The sequence below is a fragment of the Pseudomonadota bacterium genome, assembly GCA_023229365.1.
Lineage (GTDB): Bacteria > Myxococcota_A > Polyangia > JAAYKL01 > JAAYKL01 > JALNZK01.
On record JALNZK010000058.1, the window covers coordinates 1 to 19428 of the forward strand.

The 19428-nt window shown below is 68.8% G+C and carries 19 protein-coding genes; 7 read left to right on the forward strand and 12 right to left on the reverse strand.

What is annotated here, in order from left to right; translation table 11 throughout:
- Nucleotides 1–123: 123 nt before the first annotated feature.
- Both M0R80_19615 and M0R80_19620 read right to left on the reverse strand, forming a co-directional pair.
- A complete protein-coding gene (locus M0R80_19615) occupies nucleotides 124–864 on the reverse strand; it encodes an SDR family oxidoreductase (protein MCK9461843.1) in 741 nt (246 codons plus the stop codon).
- A gap of 49 nt (nucleotides 865–913) precedes the next feature.
- Nucleotides 914–1423 carry a hypothetical protein gene (locus M0R80_19620; GenBank protein MCK9461844.1) on the reverse strand — a complete coding sequence of 170 codons (510 nt, stop codon included), beginning with the start codon at nucleotides 1421–1423 and terminating at the stop codon, nucleotides 914–916.
- A 31-nt stretch (nucleotides 1424–1454) separates the two neighbouring features.
- Here M0R80_19620 and M0R80_19625 point away from each other — a divergent pair, with 31 nt between their 5' ends.
- From M0R80_19625 to M0R80_19645, 5 genes are all read left to right on the forward strand, one after another.
- A complete protein-coding gene (locus M0R80_19625; GenBank protein ID MCK9461845.1) occupies nucleotides 1455–2315 on the forward strand; it encodes a lysophospholipid acyltransferase family protein in 861 nt (286 codons plus the stop codon).
- Between the two features lie 51 nt (nucleotides 2316–2366).
- Nucleotides 2367–3653, forward strand: a complete 1287-nt coding sequence (locus M0R80_19630) for an IMP cyclohydrolase (GenBank protein ID MCK9461846.1) — start codon at nucleotides 2367–2369, stop codon at nucleotides 3651–3653.
- A gap of 6 nt (nucleotides 3654–3659) precedes the next feature.
- Nucleotides 3660–4433 carry a polyphenol oxidase family protein gene (locus M0R80_19635; GenBank protein MCK9461847.1) on the forward strand — a complete coding sequence of 258 codons (774 nt, stop codon included), beginning with the start codon at nucleotides 3660–3662 and terminating at the stop codon, nucleotides 4431–4433.
- A 73-nt stretch (nucleotides 4434–4506) separates the two neighbouring features.
- On the forward strand, nucleotides 4507–5262 hold the full coding sequence (locus M0R80_19640; GenBank protein MCK9461848.1) for a hypothetical protein: 756 nt from the start codon (nucleotides 4507–4509) through the stop codon (nucleotides 5260–5262).
- A 67-nt stretch (nucleotides 5263–5329) separates the two neighbouring features.
- Nucleotides 5330–6781 (forward strand): MFS transporter, encoded by a 1452-nt coding sequence (locus M0R80_19645; protein ID MCK9461849.1) that lies wholly within the window; start codon nucleotides 5330–5332, stop codon nucleotides 6779–6781.
- Nucleotides 6782–6786: 5 nt separating this feature from the next.
- Here M0R80_19645 and M0R80_19650 read toward each other — a convergent pair whose 3' ends face one another.
- The 4 genes from M0R80_19650 to M0R80_19665 all read right to left on the reverse strand — a co-directional run bounded on the left by M0R80_19650 (nucleotide 6787) and on the right by M0R80_19665 (nucleotide 10674).
- Nucleotides 6787–7443 carry an RluA family pseudouridine synthase gene (locus M0R80_19650; protein ID MCK9461850.1) on the reverse strand — a complete coding sequence of 219 codons (657 nt, stop codon included), beginning with the start codon at nucleotides 7441–7443 and terminating at the stop codon, nucleotides 6787–6789.
- 116 nt (nucleotides 7444–7559) lie between these two features.
- The gene (gene cysS / locus M0R80_19655) at nucleotides 7560–9218 is read right to left on the reverse strand and encodes a cysteine--tRNA ligase (GenBank protein MCK9461851.1); all 1659 of its coding nucleotides are present in this window, start codon (nucleotides 9216–9218) and stop codon (nucleotides 7560–7562) included.
- Between the two features lie 60 nt (nucleotides 9219–9278).
- The gene (locus tag M0R80_19660; GenBank protein ID MCK9461852.1) at nucleotides 9279–9767 is read right to left on the reverse strand and encodes a hypothetical protein; all 489 of its coding nucleotides are present in this window, start codon (nucleotides 9765–9767) and stop codon (nucleotides 9279–9281) included.
- Between the two features lie 64 nt (nucleotides 9768–9831).
- The gene (locus M0R80_19665) at nucleotides 9832–10674 is read right to left on the reverse strand and encodes a hydroxymethylpyrimidine/phosphomethylpyrimidine kinase (protein ID MCK9461853.1); all 843 of its coding nucleotides are present in this window, start codon (nucleotides 10672–10674) and stop codon (nucleotides 9832–9834) included.
- A 62-nt stretch (nucleotides 10675–10736) separates the two neighbouring features.
- Here M0R80_19665 and M0R80_19670 point away from each other — a divergent pair, with 62 nt between their 5' ends.
- A complete protein-coding gene (locus M0R80_19670) occupies nucleotides 10737–11846 on the forward strand; it encodes a PEGA domain-containing protein (GenBank protein ID MCK9461854.1) in 1110 nt (369 codons plus the stop codon).
- A 12-nt stretch (nucleotides 11847–11858) separates the two neighbouring features.
- On the forward strand, nucleotides 11859–12371 hold the full coding sequence (locus M0R80_19675) for a hypothetical protein (protein MCK9461855.1): 513 nt from the start codon (nucleotides 11859–11861) through the stop codon (nucleotides 12369–12371).
- Nucleotides 12372–12398: 27 nt separating this feature from the next.
- Here the strand turns inward: M0R80_19675 and ftsZ are convergent, their stop codons facing one another.
- The 6 genes from ftsZ to mraY all read right to left on the reverse strand — a co-directional run bounded on the left by ftsZ (nucleotide 12399) and on the right by mraY (nucleotide 19428).
- The gene (gene ftsZ / locus M0R80_19680) at nucleotides 12399–13655 is read right to left on the reverse strand and encodes a cell division protein FtsZ (GenBank protein ID MCK9461856.1); all 1257 of its coding nucleotides are present in this window, start codon (nucleotides 13653–13655) and stop codon (nucleotides 12399–12401) included.
- A gap of 31 nt (nucleotides 13656–13686) precedes the next feature.
- Nucleotides 13687–14919, reverse strand: a complete 1233-nt coding sequence (ftsA, locus tag M0R80_19685; protein ID MCK9461857.1) for a cell division protein FtsA — start codon at nucleotides 14917–14919, stop codon at nucleotides 13687–13689.
- Between the two features lie 119 nt (nucleotides 14920–15038).
- A complete protein-coding gene (locus tag M0R80_19690; GenBank protein MCK9461858.1) occupies nucleotides 15039–15989 on the reverse strand; it encodes an FtsQ-type POTRA domain-containing protein in 951 nt (316 codons plus the stop codon).
- Entirely contained in the window at nucleotides 15986–17080 is a 1095-nt protein-coding gene (gene murG, locus M0R80_19695; GenBank protein MCK9461859.1) for an undecaprenyldiphospho-muramoylpentapeptide beta-N-acetylglucosaminyltransferase, read from the reverse strand. The genes M0R80_19690 and murG overlap by 4 nt, the downstream gene beginning before the upstream one ends.
- Nucleotides 17077–18288 (reverse strand): putative lipid II flippase FtsW, encoded by a 1212-nt coding sequence (ftsW, locus tag M0R80_19700; protein MCK9461860.1) that lies wholly within the window; start codon nucleotides 18286–18288, stop codon nucleotides 17077–17079. The genes murG and ftsW overlap by 4 nt, the downstream gene beginning before the upstream one ends.
- 12 nt (nucleotides 18289–18300) lie before the next feature.
- Nucleotides 18301–19428, reverse strand: a complete 1128-nt coding sequence (gene mraY, locus M0R80_19705; GenBank protein MCK9461861.1) for a phospho-N-acetylmuramoyl-pentapeptide-transferase — start codon at nucleotides 19426–19428, stop codon at nucleotides 18301–18303.

Below are 19428 nucleotides of genomic sequence, written 5' to 3' on the forward strand. Positions count from 1 at the left end.
GCGACGGCGGCAGCAGGTACCGCTGCGTCGGCGTCCACTCCCGATAACTCTTCGTCATGCCGAGATCTTCGCACTCGGCTTCAGGCTTGTCGATCTTGCGGAGCGTCTATGCGCAACAGGCTCCTAGATCCCGACGCTCATGCCGCCGTCGACGAACAGGCACTGACCGGTGATGAACGCGGCGTCGTCGGACGCGAGGAACAGGTGGGCGCGGGCGATGGCGTCGGGCGGGATGAGCACCCCCATCGGGATCTTCTCGATCATCGCAGCGCGGGCCTTCTCCGCGACCGCCGCGAGCATCGGCGTGTCGATCGCCCCGGGCGCGACCGCGTTGACGCAGATCCGCCGCTTCGCGTACTCGAGCGCCAGAGTCCGCGTCATGCCGATCACGCCCATCTTGGACGCCGAGTAGTTCACCTGGCCGACGTTGCCGAGCGTCGCGATCGACGCCGTGTTGATCACCCGACCGCCGCGCTCCATCTTCAGGAGCGCCTGCTTGGCGCACAGGAACGACCCCTTGAGGTTGACGGCCATCACGAGATCCCAGTTTTCGACGGTCATGCGCGGTGTCAGGCCGTCGCGCGTGATCCCCGCGTTGTTGATCAGGATGTCGAGCTTCCCGTACGCCTCGAGCGCCTTGCGGACGAGCGCCTTGACCTCCTCCTCGTCCGCGACGTTGCACTGGACCGCGATCGCCTCGCCGCCGGCCGCGCGGATCTCGCCGACCACCCGTTCGAGGCCGTCCGCCGTGACGTCGCACAGCACGCACTTGGCGCCCTCCGCGGCGAACAGCTTCGCCGTCGTCTCGCCGATGCCGGCGGCCGCCCCGGTGATGATCGCGGTCTTCCCTTCGAGTCTCTTCATGTCACTCTCCTTTTCGGTGGGGCCATCCTAGGGTCGATGCCGCGCCTCGTCAACGGCGCCGGGACGGGGAACGCGTGGAGCCCGACGAGTCTCTCGAAGGGGGGGCGGGCGCGGGGGTGGCGGGCGCGAAGTCGCGGTGCTCTTCGGCGTTCGCACCCGGTTCGGCGCTGCCGGTCGGCCAAGCCACCCCGCCGTGCCCGTGGCCACCCGAGGGCGCGTGCTTCGTGATGTGCCGCGTCGGGCTGTCGACGACGTACGGCGCGCCGGCGACGTAATAAACGTAGAAGTACGGGTACTGGTACCAGGTGTCGTGATGCCAGTAGACCCAGCGGCCGTCGCAGTAGTACACCCAATGCGCGTCGTACCAGAGCCGGGGACACGGGCAGGCCGAGGGGACGCAGTCGGGGGCGCTCGCGGCGTCGAGTGGCTCTCCCTCGAACGGGCCCGCCGGCGCGTACTGCGCGACGATCGCCTCGTACGAGGGGTAGCGCTCCCCGTAACCGCCGCACGCCGAGGCGAGGGCGGCGAGCGCGGCGAGGATGGCGTGCTCGAATCGCATCGACGCGCCAGGATAGCAGGGGAGAAACGCGGTGTCGACGTTGCCGCTCAGAGCGCTCGCGGCGCTCGCAGGGTCGCTCTCCTGGCGCCGCGCCCAGGCGGTGGGCGCGTTCCTCGGGGCCGTCTGGTTCCACCTTTTGCGCGTCCGCCGGCGGACCGCCCTGCACAACCTCGCGATCGCCCTCCCGGAGCGGGCGGCCGACCACGTGCGGATCGCCGCCGCGGCCTACAGGAACCTCGGCGCGTCCGCGCTCGAGCTCCTCCGGACGCGGGCGATGGGGCGCGACGAGATCGCGGCGCGGGTGCGGCCGTCCGGCCTCGAGCACTTCGACGCGGCGCTCGCGCGGGGCCTGGGCGTCGTCGTCGTCACCGCCCACTTCGGCAACTTCGATCTCCTGGCCGTGTCCCAGGCGGCGCGCGGCGTGCCGCTCGCGATCGTGAGCCGCGAGATGAGCGCGCGGCGCTCGAACCTTTTCTGGATGGAGACGCGCGCGAGAAGCGGGCTCGAGATCTTCACCGAGCGCGACGCCGCGAGGCGCGCCCTGCCTTGGCTGCGGGCCGGGAAGGTGCTCGGGCTCGTGATCGACCAGCGGACGCGCGAGCCGCGCGGCGGCATCCTCTCGCCGTTCTTCGGCAGGCGCGTCTGGAGCTCCACGGCGGCGGCGAGGCTCGCCCGGAGGACCGGCGCCGCGATCGTCCCGGTCCGCATCGAGCGCCGCGAGGACGGCGATCACGATCTCGTCGTCGAGCCCGCGCTCGAGCTCCCGGAGAGGGGCGATCCCACGTTCGTAGAGATCGTGACCGCGGCGTGCAACGCGGTGATCGAGCGCTGGATCCGCGCCCGGCCGGGGCACTGGATGTGGATCCACAAGCGGTTCAAGGGCGCGGCTTGACACGGGGCCGTGGGCCAACCTAACTGGGTGCGAGGCGACAAGGAGGGCGAAATGGCCGATCTCAAGCAGGCGTACAAGACAATCGTCGAAGAGCACTTCCCCGAGGAGATGACCGTCACGCTGGGCGAGACGCGGCTCGTCTACCGCAAGCGTACTTGGAAGATCGCGGACGAGGGCGCCGAGGTGGTGCGGGGACTGCGCTACGGCGAGAACCCCGGGCAGGAGGCGGCGCTCTACGAGCTCGTGAACGGCAACCTCGTCCTAGGCGGCTGCCGCTACATCGAGCCGGGCCGCGGCCTCGTGTCCGCGCTCGACGAGTCGATGCTTCTGCAGTTCGGGAAGCACCCGGGGAAGATCAACCTCACGGACATCGACGCGGCGCTGAACATCCTCAAGCACCTCATGGATCGGCCGGCGGCGGCGGTGATGAAGCACAACAACCCCTCGGGCGTCGCGCGCGGCGGCTCGGCGGGCGAGGCCGTGCGGCGGGCGTTCATGGCGGACCGGCTTGCGGCGATGGGCGGCTGCGTCGCCCTGAACCGCGCCGTGGATCGGGCGGCGGCGGAGTTCCTCGCGGCGCACTTCGTCGAGGTCGTCGCCGCACCGGCGTACGAGGCGGGGTGCGTCGATCTGCTCGCCGCGAACAAGAACCTCAGGATCGTCGAGATCCCGCGCATCGACAGGCTCGCCGAGTACGACGGCGCGCGGTTCCTCGACTTCAAGTCGCTCATCGACGGGGGCGTCGTGGTGCAGCAGTCCGCGGTCAGCCGGATCCGCTCGGGCGCCGACTTCCTCCCGGCCGAGGCGAAGTCGAAGGGAGAGATCGTCGGCTGCGCCCGGAATCCCACGCCCGCGGAGCTCGACGATCTCGTCTTCGGCTGGAACATCGAGCTGGGCGTCACCTCGAACTCCGTGCTGTTCGTCAAGGACGGCGTCACGGTCGCCATCGGCACGGGCGAGCAGGATCGGGTCGGGTGCGCGGAGATCGCGGTGCAGAAGGCGTACACGAAGCACGCGGACCGGATCTGCTTCGAGCGGCACGGGAAGCCCTACAACGAGCTGCTCCTCGAGATCGAGAAGGGCAGCCGGCCCGTCGCGGAGAAGGCGGCGCTCGACGCCGAGACCGCACGGGCGAAGGGCGGGCTCCTGGGCTCGCGCATGGTCTCGGACGGCTTCTTCCCGTTCCGCGACGGCGTGGACGTCGGCATCCGGCAGGGCGTGACCGCGATCGCGCAGCCCGGCGGCTCGATCCGCGACCGCGAGGTGATCGAGGCGTGCAACGAGGCGGATCCGCCCGTGGCGATGGTGTTCACGGGGCAGCGCGCCTTCAAGCACTGAGGGCGCATGGACGTCGAGCTGCTCCTCTCGCCGTTGCTCGAGCGCGCGGGGTTCGACCACGGCTTCACGAAGCGGACGGGCGGGGTGAGCGAGGGCGCGTTCGCCGCGCTCAACCTCGCGTTCGACGTGGGCGACGAACCCGAGCGCGTTCGTGAGAACCTCGGGCGGCTGCAGGCGGCCGTCGGGGCGGGGGCGCCGCTCGCGCGCGTCCGGCAGGTGCACGGCAACGCGATCGCCGACGCGGCCCGGCTCTTCGAATCGGGGTGCGGAGACTGGCTCGCGCCGCCGGATATCGAGGCGGACGCAATCGTCTCGTCCGGGTTGGACGCGGTGCTCGCCGTGCAGACCGCGGACTGCGCAGCCGTCATCCTCGCCGATCCCGATTCGCGCGCCGTGGCCGCGGTGCACGTCGGCTGGCGCGGCGCCTGCAACGGCGTCCTGCGGAACGCGGTGCGCGCGCTGCGGGACCGCGGCGCCGATCCCGCTGCCCTCCTCGCGGCGATCGGCCCGTGCATCGGGCCGGAGTGCTACGAGGTCAAAGAGGAGGTCGCGCGGCGCTTCCCCGAGTCGGTCGATCCCGTGCGAGGCGAGCCGGGCGCGTTCCTGCTCGATCTGGCCTTTGCCGTCGAGGTCTCGCTCATCGGGGCCGGGCTCACGAGCGGCAACATCGATCGCGTCCGGGTCTGCACGCGGTGCGCCGCAGAGGCGCTCTACTCCCACCGCGGGAGCGGCGGGACGTGCGGGCGGGCCATGGGCTTCGTCCGTTCGGGCGCGCGGTAACGAATTCTTTTTCTGGCAAGTCGATCTGTGTATGATGCCGTCGGCCGCAGGGCCGTAAAGAAAGGAATATGAAATGTATGGCAAGCTTCTCCTTGTTGTGATCGCCGCCTTCTCGGTCGTCCCGCTCGGTTGCGGCGACGACGACGACAGCTCGTCCGACGCGGACACGGATACCGACACGGACACCGACACGGACACGGATGCCGATTCCGACGCGGACACGGACACGGACACGGACGCCGACACCGACACGGACACGGACTCCGACACGGACACGGACGCCGACACCGACGCGGACATCGGCGCGCCGTGCACGTGCGACGACGGCGGCTGCTTCTCCTCGGGCGTCCCGCTCCCGAACGGCGGCACCGGGACGATCGTCGGGTGCGAGAACGTCCCGACGTTCGCGGGAGCCGACCTCGTCTGCCTCAAGAGCTACGCCGGGAGCATGGCGACCAACACCTACTTCGCGAACGGCTACTGCGGGCTGATGGCGACCGAGTGCGAGGGCGACACCCTGATCTGCAACACGGCCGCGTTCGGCGAGTACGACACCATGGACGGGTGCCCCGAGGGCTACGTCCTGATCGAGTTCTCGCAGGACGTCACGATCACCATCGTCGTCGAGCTGAACGCCACCATCACGAGCAAGATCTGCGCGAAGACGTGCACCGAGGACGACGAGTGCCGGATCGACGAGACGGATCCGATCTGGGACGGCGAGGCCACGCAGTACACCTGCGTCGACGACAAGGATCCGGTGAAGTTCTGCTACGACCCGCGCAACCTTCCCGCTGATCCCGCCGACTACACCGTCGCGCAGTACTAGAGAGCGGGGGTAGGCCGAGGTCGCTCCTCATGCTAACGTCTGCCCCCTGATCGCGAGGAGGGCACCGATGTCGACCACGAGCACCGCCGCAGCCGAAAAACCGGCCAAGTTCCCGCGGAGCTTCTGGACCGCGAACGTCACCGAGCTGTTCGAGCGCGGCGCCTACTACGCCATGGCGAGCTTCGTGGTCATCTACCTCGGGCAGCTCGGCTTCGGCGACACTTGGCCGAGCAAGCTGAACGGGTACCTCTGGGCCCTCGTCTACTTCCTCCCCATCCTGTCGGGCACCATCGCGGACGTCGTCGGCTTCCGGCGCTCGCTGCTGGTGGCGTTCGTCCTGCTCGCGGCGGGGTACTTCCTCATGGGCTACCCGGTCTGGTTCGGCGGCGCCGAGCTGACGAAGGAGATCGGCGACGAGGTCACGGCCGGCGCGAGCATCGCCGTGCCGATCATCGTCGCCATCGTCCTCATCGGCCTCGGCGGCTCGGTGATCAAGCCGTGCATCTCGGGCACCGTGCAGAAGACCGCGGGCGCCATCGGGCGCGCGACCAAGGGCTTCGCGATCTTCTACATGGTGATCAACATCGGCTCGCTGTTCGGCCGCGGCATCTCCTACTTCGTGCGCACGAGCACGAGCCTCTCCTTCATCTTCATCGTCGCGATGGCGTGCTCGGTGGTCGCGTTCTTCGTGGTGCTGTTCGTCTACCGCGATCCGGAGACCGAGGTCGGCTTCGTCAAGGACGACAAGCCGAGGATGGCGGCCTGGAAGAAGTTCGTCGGCATCTTCGTCGTGCTCGTCAACCCGCGTTTCATGGTGTTCCTCGTCGTGTCGAGCGGCTTCTTCTTCATCTACGCACAGGTCTACAACGTGCTCCCGCTCTACGTGAAGAAGGTCGTCGAGACCGATCCGGCGATGGACATCTACACGGCGGCGAACCCGCTCGTCATCGTGGCGTTCCAGCTCGTCATCACCCGCGCGTTCGGCCGCCTGCAGCCGATCACGTCGATGGTGATCGGGATCCTGATCATCGCGGGATCGATGGCGATCAACCTGATCCCGGTGCTCGGGACCGGCGACGTGCGCGCCGAGGCGCTCTGGCTGCCGATGGGCTCGCTGTTCATCGTGCTCACCGTCGCCCTGATCGCCTTCGGCGAGCTGTTCACCTCGGCGCGGACCTACGAGTACATAGGCGCCCTCGCGCCCAAGGGACGCGAGGGGTTGTTCCTCGGCTACGCCAACCTGCCGATGGCGTTCGGCGCGTTCTTCGGCGGCCCGATCGGCGCCGCGATCTTCAACGACATCATGTGCGAGGGGGCCGTGAAGCGCCCCGACGGCCTGCTCGACCTCGATCCGCAGGCGAACGCGAACGGGTGGATCCTCCTGATCGTCATCGCGCTGGGTTCGGCGGTCGCGATGTGGTTGTACAACATCGTCATCCGCAAGCGGCCGCAATGGCTGCTGTACTTCGATCTGTGGGAGTGGTTGGACAAGCGCAAGGCGAAGAAGACCCCAGCGTAGAGCCCCTACCGCGGCCAGTGCGGCGGCGGCGGGGCCTCGACCGTGACGAGCTCGTCCCGCACCGGGTGCCGGAACGCGATGGAGCGCGAGTAGAGCGCGATGGCCCCCGGTCCGGACGGGAGGTGCGACGGCGCGCCGTACTTGCGATCGCCGAGGATCGGATGGCCTATCGCCGCGAGCTGCACGCGGATCTGGTGCGGCAGCCCGGTGAGCAGCTCCACCTCGAGGAGCGACGCCGACTCGCGGCGCTCGAGCACGCGGTACCTGAGACGCGCCACCTTGCCGCCTTTCGCGATGACGCGCGTCACCCGCGCCGCGGCGTCCTTCTGCAGGTTGTGGGTCAGCTCCCCGGCGTCCGCCTCCGGGGAGCCCGCCACCGCGGCCCGATACAGCTTCAAAGTCTCCCGCTCGCGGAACTGAGCGGAGAGCCTGCCCGCGGCCTTCGACGTCTTGGCGAGCAGCATCGCGCCCGAGACCGGCCGGTCGAGGCGGTGCACGAGGCCGAGGTAGACGTTCCCCGGCTTCCCGTCGCGGCGCTTCAGCAGCTCCTTGACGGCGGTCAGCACGTCGAGGTCGCCGGAGAGATCGCCCTGGCTGAGCATCCCGGCCGGCTTGTCGATGACAAGAAGGTGGTTGTCCTCGTAGAGAATCCGAATGCCCACAGTCGTCAAAACCCGGCTTCTTCCTGACCCATCCCCCGGCCCCTTCCCTGCGAGGGAAGGGGAGTCGACCAGATGCTTCCCACTCCCGCTTCGGGAGGGGGAGCGAGGGGGTAGGTTCAACGCGCGACCCGCCAGTCGGTCCCGGTCGGGCCGTCGCGCAGCTCGACGCCGAGCGCCTGGAGCTCGTCGCGCAGCGCGTCGGAGCGCGCCCAATCCTTTCCCGCCCGCGCCGCCGCCCGCTCGGCGAGCTTCGCCTCGATTGCGTTCGCGTCGAGGCCGCGGCACTTCACGAGGAAGTCGCGCATCTCGGCGAGCGCCGCCCTCGGGTCGCGCGTGCACAGCCCGAGCGCGCAGAACGCCTCTCGGACGTCGGCGACGAGCCGTGCGATCGTCGCGGCCCAGGAGTCGCGGCCGCCCGGGAGCTTCCTGACGTCCTTGGCCTTCGTGTCGACGAGCTCATTGACGAACCGAAGCGCCTCGCCGATCCCGGCGAGCGCCTTCGCCGTATTGAAGTCGTCGTCCATCGCCGCCCGGAACGCGGCGAGCGTCCCCTCCGATCGTGCGGGATCGACGAGGGGGACGCCGGCGGCAGGGGGAGGCGCCCCGGCCAGCGCGTCGGCCGCGCGCCCGAGCGTCTCGTAGAAGTACTCGAGCCTGTCGAAGGCGATGTCGATCGTGCCGCGCACGGTCTCGCACGACTCGGCGGCCGCGCCGTCGCGCGTGCGGCTGAAGTCGATCGGGTGCGCGTAGTGCGTGCCGAGGACGAGCAGGCGCCAGACCTCGGGCGGCGCCATGCGGAGCGCCGCCTCGATCGTGATGAAGTTGCCGAGGCTCTTCGACATCTTGACGCCGTTCACGGTGACGAAGCCGTTGTGCATCCAGACCTTGCAGAACTGCACGCCGTTCGCGGCCTCCGACTGGGCGATCTCGTTCTCGTGGTGGGGGAAGATGAGATCCTGCCCGCCGCCGTGGATGTCGAACGGCTGGCCGAGCTCCTCGGCGCTCATCGCCGAGCACTCGATGTGCCAGCCGGGCCGCCCCTCGCCCCAAGGCGACGGCCAGTGCGGCTCTCCCGGCGCCGCCCTCTTCCACAGCGCGAAGTCCACGCCGCACCGCTTCCTCTCCGTCGGCGCGACGCGTGCCCCCTCCTGCATCTGGGTGAAGTCCCGGCCCGAGAGCGCGCCGTACCTGCCGGTCTTGGCGTGGTACGCCGGGACGTCGAAGTAGACGTCGCCGTCCACGTGGTAGGCGTAGCCGTTCGCGATGATCTTCTCGATGAGCGCGATCACCCCCGGGATGCGTTCGGAGACGCGCGGCTCCACCGCGGCCGGGAACAGGTTGAAAGGCGCGAAGTCCGCGCCGCGGAAGGCGTCGATGAAGTGATCGGCGACGACCTCGGCGAGGTGCCGGTCCTGGCCCGCCGCGCGCTTCCGGATCACCTCGTCCTCGGCGAGCCTGTCCGCCCACTGCGCCTGCGTGTAGCCGGAGTACGCCGCGTCCCGGCGCCAGGAGCCGTCGGGGCCGGCGGATATCTCGGCGGCGCGGTTGATGATCTTGTCGTCGATATCGGTGAAGTTGCGGACGTACCGGACGTCGTAACCGCTGTACGCGAGGTAGCGGAGCACGGCGTCGAACGAGAGGTAGCACCGCAGGTGGCCGACGTGGCACCGACCGTACACGGTGACCCCGCAGACGTAGATCTTGATCTTGCCGGGTTCGACCGGTTGGAGCTCCTCCTTGCGGCGCGTGAGCACGTTCTGGATTTGAATGGTCATGAAGAATGCTTCTACCGGGCGCGGCCGGCCATTTCAAGGGCAACGTCTATTGTCGATTGTTCAGTAGAGGACGACGCTCTGCTCGACGGCGCGCATCTTCGGGCGCCGCTCCTGGAACGAGCCCGCAGCGGAGGTGAGGACGAGCATGTACGTCCCGCCCGGCCCGAACCCGACCTCCGCGACGCCCTTCGTCTTGCCGGATTCGGACTCGAAGTGCCACGCCGCGCACCCGTCCCACCCGGTGCCGCGGCATTCGTCGGCATCCTTCTCCCAGGCGCCCGCGAAGTAGCTCATGAGCCGGAACTGGTGCTGCGCTTCCGGTATGCGTTCGCCCGGGCGGACGATGATCTTGAGGTCGATTCCGTCCGCCGAGCCTTCGAGCACGGTGTCGTGATCTCCTGCGACGACGCGGATGGCGTCGGGCGCCGACCACTCGAAGCGGAGGCGCAGCCGGGCGTTGTCGTAGGTCTTCTTCGGCGCGGCCCCGATGACTCCGGCGATCGCGAGCAGCATCGCCGCGATCGCCCAAGTGAAGAGTCTGTGTCTCATTTTCTCCTCCGGACGATGGACGGTCCCGGGCCGTCCATGATTCACGCACCCCCCGACCCGCCGGTCAAGCCCCGGGGGAGGATGGCCCGCCCAGCCCGAGGGCGCGGGTCCCGTCCCCGACCGCGTAGCTCGCCGCGATCGCCCGCCGGAGCGCGGATCGCGCCAGGCCGACCGCGTCCTCGATCTCGCGGCCGAGCGCCAGGTGACCGGCTATCATCGACGCGAGCGCGCAGCCCGTGCCGCGCACCTCCCCGCCGCCGATCCGCGCCTCGCGGAAGACGTGCCTCCTGCCTGTCCGGTCCGCGAAGACGTCCACGACCTCTGCGCCGTCGAGGTGCCCGCCCTTCACGAGCACCGCCCGGCATCCGAGATCGAGGATCCGCTCTGCCGCCCGTAGCATGTCGTCGACGCAGGAAATCCCGCCGGATCCCAGCGTGACCGCCTCCGGGATGTTCGGCGTGACGATCGCCGCGAGCGGCACGAGCGCCTCCCGCAGCGCGACGCCCCCCGAGGCGTCGAAGAGCGCTCCGCCCGTGGTGCTCGCGAGCACGGGATCGACGACCAGGGGCGGGCAGCCTCGACGCCCCGCGAGACGCGCGACGGCCACGACGTTCGAGGCGTCCCCCAGAGCGCCCGTCTTGATCGCCCGCACGTCGTGGGCGGCCAGCACGGCGTCCGCGGCGGCGGCGACGTCGGCCGATCCCGAGGGGGTCGACGAGACGAAGGCGCGCCCGCTCTGGATCGTCGTCACGGCGACGACCCCGGCCCCGTGGGCGCCGACGGCACGGGCCGCGGCCGTGTCGACGATGACTCCGGCGCCGCCGGACGGGTCGAAACCGCCTATCGCAAGCACCGTCGACCGTCTCGAGAAATTCGATTTCACGTGGGCGAAGTGGTTTGACTCCATGTCAACTCCTTTATATTCTATCCGAAACTCGTCAAAGCGCGAATCGCGGCGGAGGTGGAACGATGGGAAGGAGTAACATCCGTGTCCTAGGTGAGCTGCTGTTGGTGGCGTTCGTCATCACCCTGCTCGCCATCCCGGACCCGGCTCTCGCCCAGAAGAAGGGCAAGGGCAAGAAGGGAAAGAAGGCAGATGCAGCAGAGACGGCGGCAACCGAGGCGCCGCCCGCCGCCCCGCCGGCGGATGCGGCCCAGTCCAAAGCCAAGGAGCACTACACGAACGGCAAGGCGCTCTACGAGAAGGGCAACTACGCCGATGCCATGGTGGAGTTCCAGACGGCGTATGACCTGAAGCCGCACCCGTCGGTCCTGAAGAGCGTCGGCGAGTGCAAGGTGCAGATCGGCGACATCCCGGGCGCCATAGTGATTTTCGAGAAGTATCTCGAGGATCCCGCGGCCACGAAGAAGGACGAGGTCCAAGCCAAGATCGTCGAGATCAAGGCGATGATGGCGAAGGTGGATCTCTCGAGCATCCCCACGGGGGCCGGGATCACGGTCGACGGCGCGATCACCGACAAGGTGACGCCGGTCTCCCTCGATCTGACCCCCGGCGAGCACACCATCGTGCTCAACACCGAAGGGTACGAGCCGCTCGAGAAGCCGCTCACGCTCGCCAAGGGCGAGAAGAAGCAGATCGCGGTCGACTTCGCGGTGGAGGGCAAGTCCACCTCCGCCGAGGAGCCCGCGCTCGTCGATCCTTTCGCGGAAGAGGGCGGCGAGGCGATCGGAGCCGAGGGCGGGGAGATCGAGAACGAGAAGGAAGGCCCGCCCGCGGCGTTCTGGATCGCGGCCGCGGTCGCCGGCGTCGGGCTCGTGTCCGGCACCGTGTTCGGCACGATGGCCCTCGGCGACGAGGACGATTTCAACCAGAAGAAGAAATCGGCTTCCCCGGATACGGGGGATCTGAACGACATCAAGGACAGCGGCGAGCGGAACGCGATCATCGCCGACGTCTCGTTCGGCATCGCGGCGGCCGCGGCGGTCGTGGGCGTGATCATCCTCCTCACGGACAAGGGTGACGAGAAGGTCGAGGAAGGCACGGCCAAGCGGCGGGTCAACGTTGTCCCGGTGGCCACTGGAAATGCGGTCGGCATGAGCACCGCGGTGTCGTTTTAAGGAGGTATGACCATGGTGCGAATCAGTGTTTTCATCGCGGCCGCCATGATGCTCGCGTTGACGGCGTGCACGGCGGTCACCGACTTCGACATGCCCAAGGGCGGACTCTACGACCTCGAGGCGAACGTCCCGGCGACGATCACCGTGACGCTCGCGGGAGCGACGGGCTCTCTGACGCTGAACCTGACCGATCCGCTGCCGACCCCGGCCAGCGGGAGCGACGAGGATCTCCTCGCCCTGCTCGCGGACGGCACGATCGCCCTGACCGTGCTGAACGACGACACCGGCGTGTCGTTCGACCTCACGGGCGGTGCGCGGGTGGACGGCGCCCCCGCCTCCGCGGGCCAGTTCTCCCTCGCCCTCGACGAGACGCGCGCGGTGCTGACGATCCAGTTCTACAACGAGACGACGACGGGCGCGTCGCTCCAGAGCGGCGATTCCTGCACCGCGGCGATCGACGTCCTCGACAACGCCTACTTCGTCGCCACGGAGACGCCGATCACCCGCCCGGTGACGGTGAACTGAGCCACAGCCGGCTGCCTCTGTTTTTTTCTACTCGGTCTGCTTGCGGATGAACGCGGGGATGTCCAGGTGGTCGTCGCTCAGCGCGGAGGCCCGCACCGTGACGCCCCGTCCCGCCGAGATCTGGACCTGCTCCGGCGCGTCGCTGATGCGCGGCGCCGGGATCGACGCGCGGGTCTGGGAGATGCGGCCGGTCCAGTCGCCGCTCTTGCGGGGCTGCGCGGCGACGGCGGGGGCGGCTGGGGCGCTCGCGGCGGCCGCCGTGGCGCGGGCCGTGAACGACGAGGACTGCACCGTCGCGGCGCGTCGGGACTGCGTCGCGGCGAAGGTCTCGTCGTTCTGGAAGCCGGTCGCGATCACGGTGACCTTGACCTCCTCGCACGGCTCGTCGAGCGTCACGTAGCCGAAGATGATGTGCGCGTCCTCGTCTGCCGACTCCTCGATCATGGAGATCGCCTCGGCGACCTCGTTCATCGTCATCTCCGGGCCGCCGGTGATGTTGATGAGCAGGCCCGTGGCGCCGTCGATCTTCACGTCCTCGAGCAGCGGGCTGTTGATCGCCATCTGGGCTGCCTCGAGGGCGCGCCGCTCGCCGCGCCCGTAGCCGGTGCCCATGAGGGCACGGCCGCGGTTCGTCATGATCGTGCGGACGTCGGCGAAGTCCACGTTGATGTTGCCGCGGATGGTGATGAGGTCCGAGATGCCGCGCACGGCGTTGCACAGCACGCGATCCGCGAAGGAGAACGACTCGTTGATCGTGAGGTTCTGCTCGAGGCAGAGGAGGCGATCGTTCGGGATGACGATCTGCGTGTCGACCTCCTCGGCGAGCTGGACGATCCCGTCCTCGGCGAAGCGCGTGCGCTTGCGGCCTTCGAAGCGGAACGGCCTCGAGACGACGCCGACCGTCAGCGCCTCGACGTCGCGCGCGACCTGGGCGACGATGGGGGCCGCACCGGTGCCGGTGCCGCCGCCCATGCCGGCGGCGACGAACACCATGTCCGAGCCGCGCAGCACCTCCTCGATGCGCGAGACGTCCTCGAGCGCCGCCTTGCGCCCGATCTCGGGCAGGCCGCCGGCGCCGAGCCCCTTGGTCAGGTTCCCGCCGATCTGGATTTTGGTGGGGGCGGGGTTCGATTCCAGCGCCTGGTGGTCGGTGTTCACGACGATGAAGTCGACCCCCTCCACCTGCGCCGCGATCATGTTGGCCACGGCGTTCCCGCCGCCGCCGCCGACGCCCACGACCCTGATCTTCGCCCTCTGATCGTTGCCATCGAGTTCGAACTTCATGGAACCCTCCCGCGTTCTCGGCCCCGCTGCGCTAGAAGATCTCCTTGAACCATTCGGTCATCCGCCCGAAGACCTTCGAGTAAACCTTTTCCTCCCGGACCCTGATCATGCTCGACTGCGAATCGGGTTGCTTGTACCCGTAGTGCACCAGACCGGCGCCGGTCGCGTAGACCGGGCTCGCCACCATGTCCTGCATGCCGCCGAAACCGAACGGGATCCCGCGGCGGACCGGCATTCCGGTGACCTCCTCGGCGGCCTCCGGCATCCCCTCGAGCAGGGTCGCCCCGCCGGTGATCACGAGGCCCGAAGCGAGGAGATCCGCGTAGCCGGTCTCCATGATCGCGCGGTGCACCAGCATGAAGATCTCCTCGACGCGCGGCTCGATGATGTGCGCGAGGACGCGCCTCGGCTGCACCGACGCAGGCCGCCCGCCGACCCCGGGGACCTCGATCGTCTCGTCCGGATCCACGAGCCGGACGAGCGAGCACCCGTGGCGCTGCTTGATGCGCTCCGCCTCGGCCTTCGGCGTCCTGAGCCCCAGCGCGATGTCGTTCGTGAGGTGGTTGCCGCCGACCGAGATCACCGACGTGTGGGCGACCGCGCCGTCGACGTAGATGATGAGATCGCTCGTGCCGCCGCCGATGTCCACCATCGCGACGCCGAGCTCCTTCTCGTCCTCGTGGAGCACGGCCTCGCCCGACGCGATCTGCTCGAGGACGATGTCCGCGACGTTCAGGCCGCAGCGCTGCGCGCATTTCACGATGTTCTGCGCCGACGTCACGGCGCCGGTGATGATGTGGACCTTGGCCTCGAGCCGCACGCCGCACATGCCCACGGGGTTCCGGATGCCCTCCTGGTCGTCCACGACGTAGCCCTGCGGGATCGCGTGGATCACCTCTCGGTCGAGCGGGATCGCGACGGCCTTCGCCTGGTCGATGACCCTGCGCACGTCCTCGACCCCGATCTCGTGCTCCTTCACCGCGACGATGCCGTTGTTGTTGAAGGACGAGATGTGGCCGCCGGCTATGCCAGCGAACACCGTCGTGATGTCGCAGCCCGCCATCTGCTCGGCTTCCTCGATCGCCTTCGTGATGGAGGCGCAGGTCGCGTCGATGTTCACCACCACGCCCTTGTGCAGGCCCGCGGAAGGATGAGATCCGATGCCGATGATGTCGACCCCCTCGTCGGAGATCTCGGCGACGACGGCGGCGACCTTCGTCGTGCCGATGTCGAGCCCTACGATGATCTCGCCCTTCCTTGCCATGATCGTACCTGCCTTCTCGTCGCGATGGAGATCGAAAGAACCGCGCTCAATACGGCTTCGTCAACCACACTGGCATGGTCGATCATCGATGATCAAATTTTTGGAGGACTTTTTCGATCCTACGGTTTGCGCGTGACTTCGACGTCGTTCTCCCCCTCGCCGGGGGGACGTTTCTTGAGCTTGACCGTGACGCGATCGGGGCGGATCTCGTTGTCGAAATGGATCACGGCCGGCCGCTCGCCGTCGGCGCGCAGGCGCCGCAAGAGATCGGAGAGACGTGCCAGCTTCTGCCGGTAGGGGCCCTTGCCGAAGCGGACGTAGAACGGGTCCGCGCCCGCGGTGATGGAGAAGCCGCCGTCGACCTCCGCATGCACCTCCGCGATCGGTGCGACCCGATCGAGCCCCTGGGCGCGATACCTCCTGGCGAGCGCGATGGCGTCGTTGATTGCGATCTGGACGGCCTCCGCGTCGGTGCGGAGCTGCTCGCGATCCAGGCCGGAGATGGTCGGCGGGGGCGTCGGATCCCCCGGCACCCAGCGCTTGAAGACAGCGCCCGCATCGTCGACGAGGTACGGCACGTCGAACAGGACGATGGCCTCCACCTTGCGCTCGACGATCCCGATCTCGAGGCCGCGCGGCAGCTTGCGTGTTGCCGTTGCGTCGAGCACCCAGGGGTGCTGTTCGAGCCGTCGCGCGATAGCCTCCGCGTCGACGCGGAAGATGTTGACGCCGCGCTCGATCGCGGCGGCCGCGATCACCTCCGGCTCGGCCAGGCGAACGTTGCCGCCGATCTGGATCTCCGTCACCGAGAAGTATTCGGCCGTCGTCGCCTTCCCGTACGCGGCGACGCAGCCCCAGAGCACGAGGAGCGTCGCAGCGACGGCCAGCGCGAGCCGCGCGATCGCCCGCACCGCTTTCCGCTTCGCCGTCCGGGGGGGATCGTCGCCAGCCGCGGCTCCCGGCGCCTGCGGCGTCGCGCTGGTGCGGCGCCGGTTCCCGTTGCTCGCCGGCTGCGCGCGGAGGCGCTTCCGCTCGCCGTCGTTCCGCGGGCTTCGCCTGAAGAGGTTCATGGCCGCCTCTTGGCGAGCCGCTCGAGGCCGTCGACGATGCGGCGCGCGGCGTCGGGCCGGCCGAGCGCCCTGGACCCCTTTGCGGCCGCTGAGAGGGCGCTGCCGTCCCGCACGAGACCTCTGACGGCGGCTGCGAGCTCGTCGACGCCGGTCGTGAGCTCGTCGAGCACGATCGCCGCGCCGGCGAGCCGCAGAGGTGCCGCGTTCTTCTCCTGCTGCCGGTCGGCGTGGTGCGGGTACGGGATGAGGATGGCCGGGAGCCCCATCGCCGCGAGCTCGGCGACGGTCGTCGCCCCGGAGCGGGCGATCACGAGGTCCGCGTCCAAATAGGCGGAGGCCGTGTCGTCGATGAACTCCACGACGCGCGCCTCGATCCCGCGCTCCGCGTAGTCCGCGGCGACGGCGTCGCGCCGCCCTCTGCCGCACTGGTGCAGCACGGAGACCTCGCCGCAGAGCCCTCCCGTGCCGAGCGCCTCGGGAACGCGGGTGTCGATCGTGAGCGCGCCCTGGCTCCCGCCCATGACGAGCAGGCGGGCGCGGCCCGCTCTCGCGCGCCTCGGCCGCTCCCGCGCCTCGAGGATCGCGCGCTTCAAAGGGTTCCCGGTCAGCTCCGCGCGGCCCCGAGGGAACGCCCCGATCGTCTCCTCGTACGTGACGAAGGCGCGATCGACGAGGCGCGCCACGACCTTGTTGGAGAAGCCCACCGTCGCGTTCTGTTCCAGGACCGCGGTCGGACAAAAGAGGATCTTCGCCGCGAGGACGACCGGCCCGGCGACGTACCCGCCGACGCCGAGCACGACGTCCGGCGAGAGCCGCTTGAGGAGCGCGATCGAAAGGAGCGTCGCCCAAGGAACGGACGCCGCGCCGCGCAGGACGCCGCGGGCGCCATTGCCGCGCAGAGGCCTCACGTTGATGAAGTCGATATCGAAACCCGCGGCCGGGACGAGCCGCGCCTCGAGCCTGTCCGCGGTGCCGATGAAGCGCGCCTCGCCCCCGCGCCGGGTGATCTCCTCGGCGACGGCGATCGCGGGGATGACGTGCCCGCCCGTGCCGCCGCCGGTGAGGACGACCTTGAGCCGGGGCGCGTTCATCCGACGACCCCTTCCTGTCCGCCCTCGTGGCGCTTCGCGTTGTGGCGGGAGACCCACGTCTCGTCGCGCGCGTCGGAGGCCTTCGCGTTGGCCCCGCGCGAGATGCTGAGCAGGACGCCAACCGCCGCGAGCGCGAAGACGAGCGACGTGCCGCCGTAGCTGACGAACGGCAGGGTCAGACCCTTGGTCGGCAGGAGCCCCATCGCGACGCCCATGTTCGCGAGCGCCTGCAGCCCGATCAGCGTGCTCAACCCCAAGGCGACGTACGTGCCGAACTCGTCCCGCGCGCGCATCGCCACGAGCACACCGCGCCATACGACGAAGGCGAACACTGCGAGCATCACGAAGATGCCGATGACGCCGAGCTCCTCGCCTATGATGGAGGCGATGAAGTCGTTGTACGCCTCGGGGAGGAAGAGGAGCTTCTGCAGCCCGTCGCCGACTCCCGTGCCGGTGAGCCCGCCCTCGCCGAATCCGAACAGCGACTGGCTGAGCTGGTACCCGTCGCCGAAGCGGTTGGACTGGGAGAGCGGATCGAGGTACGCGATCCACCTCTTCAGCCGGTACTCCGAGCCGGTGACGAGGAAGTACGTGACCATGGAGCCCAGGATGCCCGCCAGCATGATGTAGCCGAGCTTGGCGCCCGCGACGAACAGGAGCGAGAACGTCAGGAGGGCGATGACGACGGCGGTCCCGAAGTCCGGCTGGAGCAGGCACGCGAGGATGACGACGCCCGGCACGAGGAGGTGCGGTAGGAAGCCGATGGAGAACGACTTGATGTGCTCCGTCTTCCTCGCGAGGGAGTACGCGAGCCACAGCACGAGAGCGATCTTCATCGCCTCGGCCGGCTGGATCGTGATCGGGCCGGCGTCGATCCATCGCGAGGCGCCGTTCAGCGTCACGCCGATGCCGGTGTGGCACAGGAGGAGGCCGAGGAACGAGGCGCCCAGGAAGCCCCACGCGACGAACGGCTTGAGGAAGATCCTGTAGTCGATCCGGCTCATGACGAGCATCGCGACGAGGCCGATCGCGGCGTAGATCGTGTGCCGCGTGAGGAAGTACGCCGAGTTGTGCTTGTCGTGGAACGCGGTCACGGCCGACGCGGAGTAGACCATCACGACGCCGAACGCCGTGAGCAGGAGCACGCCGATGAGGAGCGGCCTGTCGAAGCTCCGCGCTCCCTCCGCCACGTTCCGTTCGTCAGCCATCTCGCGACCTCCTCATCGCAACTTCAACGATCCGAGCGCGACGAGCGCCAGCATGATCGAGATGATCCAGAACCGCACGATGACCTTCGGCTCGGCCCACCCCTTGAGCTCGAAGTGGTGGTGGATGGGCGCCATGCGGAAGACGCGCTTGCCCGTGAGCTTGAACGACGCGACCTGCGTGACGACCGAGGCCGCCTCCAGCACGAACACGCCGCCGAGCACCACGGACAGGAACTCGTTCTTCGTCAGGATCGCGAGCATGCCGATGGCGCCGCCCAGGGACAGCGAGCCGACGTCGCCCATGAACACCTGCGCGGGGAAGGTGTTGTACCAGAGGAAGCCGATCCCCGCGCCGAACACGGCCCCGCAGAAGATCGTGAGCTCGCTCGCCATCGGGACGGACGGGATGTCGAGGTAGTGGGCGATGTTGATGCCGAAGAAGGTCAGGCCGGCGATGTACGCGAGGATCGTGTACGTCGCGGCGTTCACCATGACAGGGCCGATCGCCAGCCCGTCGAGGCCGTCGGTCAGGTTCACCGCGTTCGACATGGCGACGACGACGAAGGTGGCGAACGCGACATAGGCCCAGCCGGGGAGGACGACCGGGTGCTTCTCGAACGCCACGAACGGGATGGCCAGCCTGTCGCGGATCGCCATCCACTCCACCGGCAGGTTCCCGTCGAGGAAGAGGTACGCGAAGATCACGCCGGCGAGGCAGATCTGGAACGCGAGCTTGAACTTCGCCGGCATCCCCTTGGAGTTCTCGTACTTGATCTTCAGGTAGTCGTCGATGAAGCCGATGAGGCCGTACCCGACCGTGATGGCGAGCACGAGCCACACGAAGTGGTTGTGCAGATCGGACCACAGCACGGTCGATATCACGACCGCGAACAGGATGAGCGAGCCGCCCATCGTCGGCGTGCCCGCCTTCGACAGGTGCGTCTGCGGCCCGTCGTCGCGCACGGACTGCCCCACATGTCGGCGCTGCATGCGGCGGATGAACCAGGGCGAGACCGCGAAGCAGACGAACATCGCGGTCAGCATCCCCATGATGAGCCGGAAGGGCACGTAGCGGAGCACGTTCAGCCAGCTCAGCCAGTCCGCGTCCAATCGGAGAGGGTAGAGTAGCTCGTAGAGCAT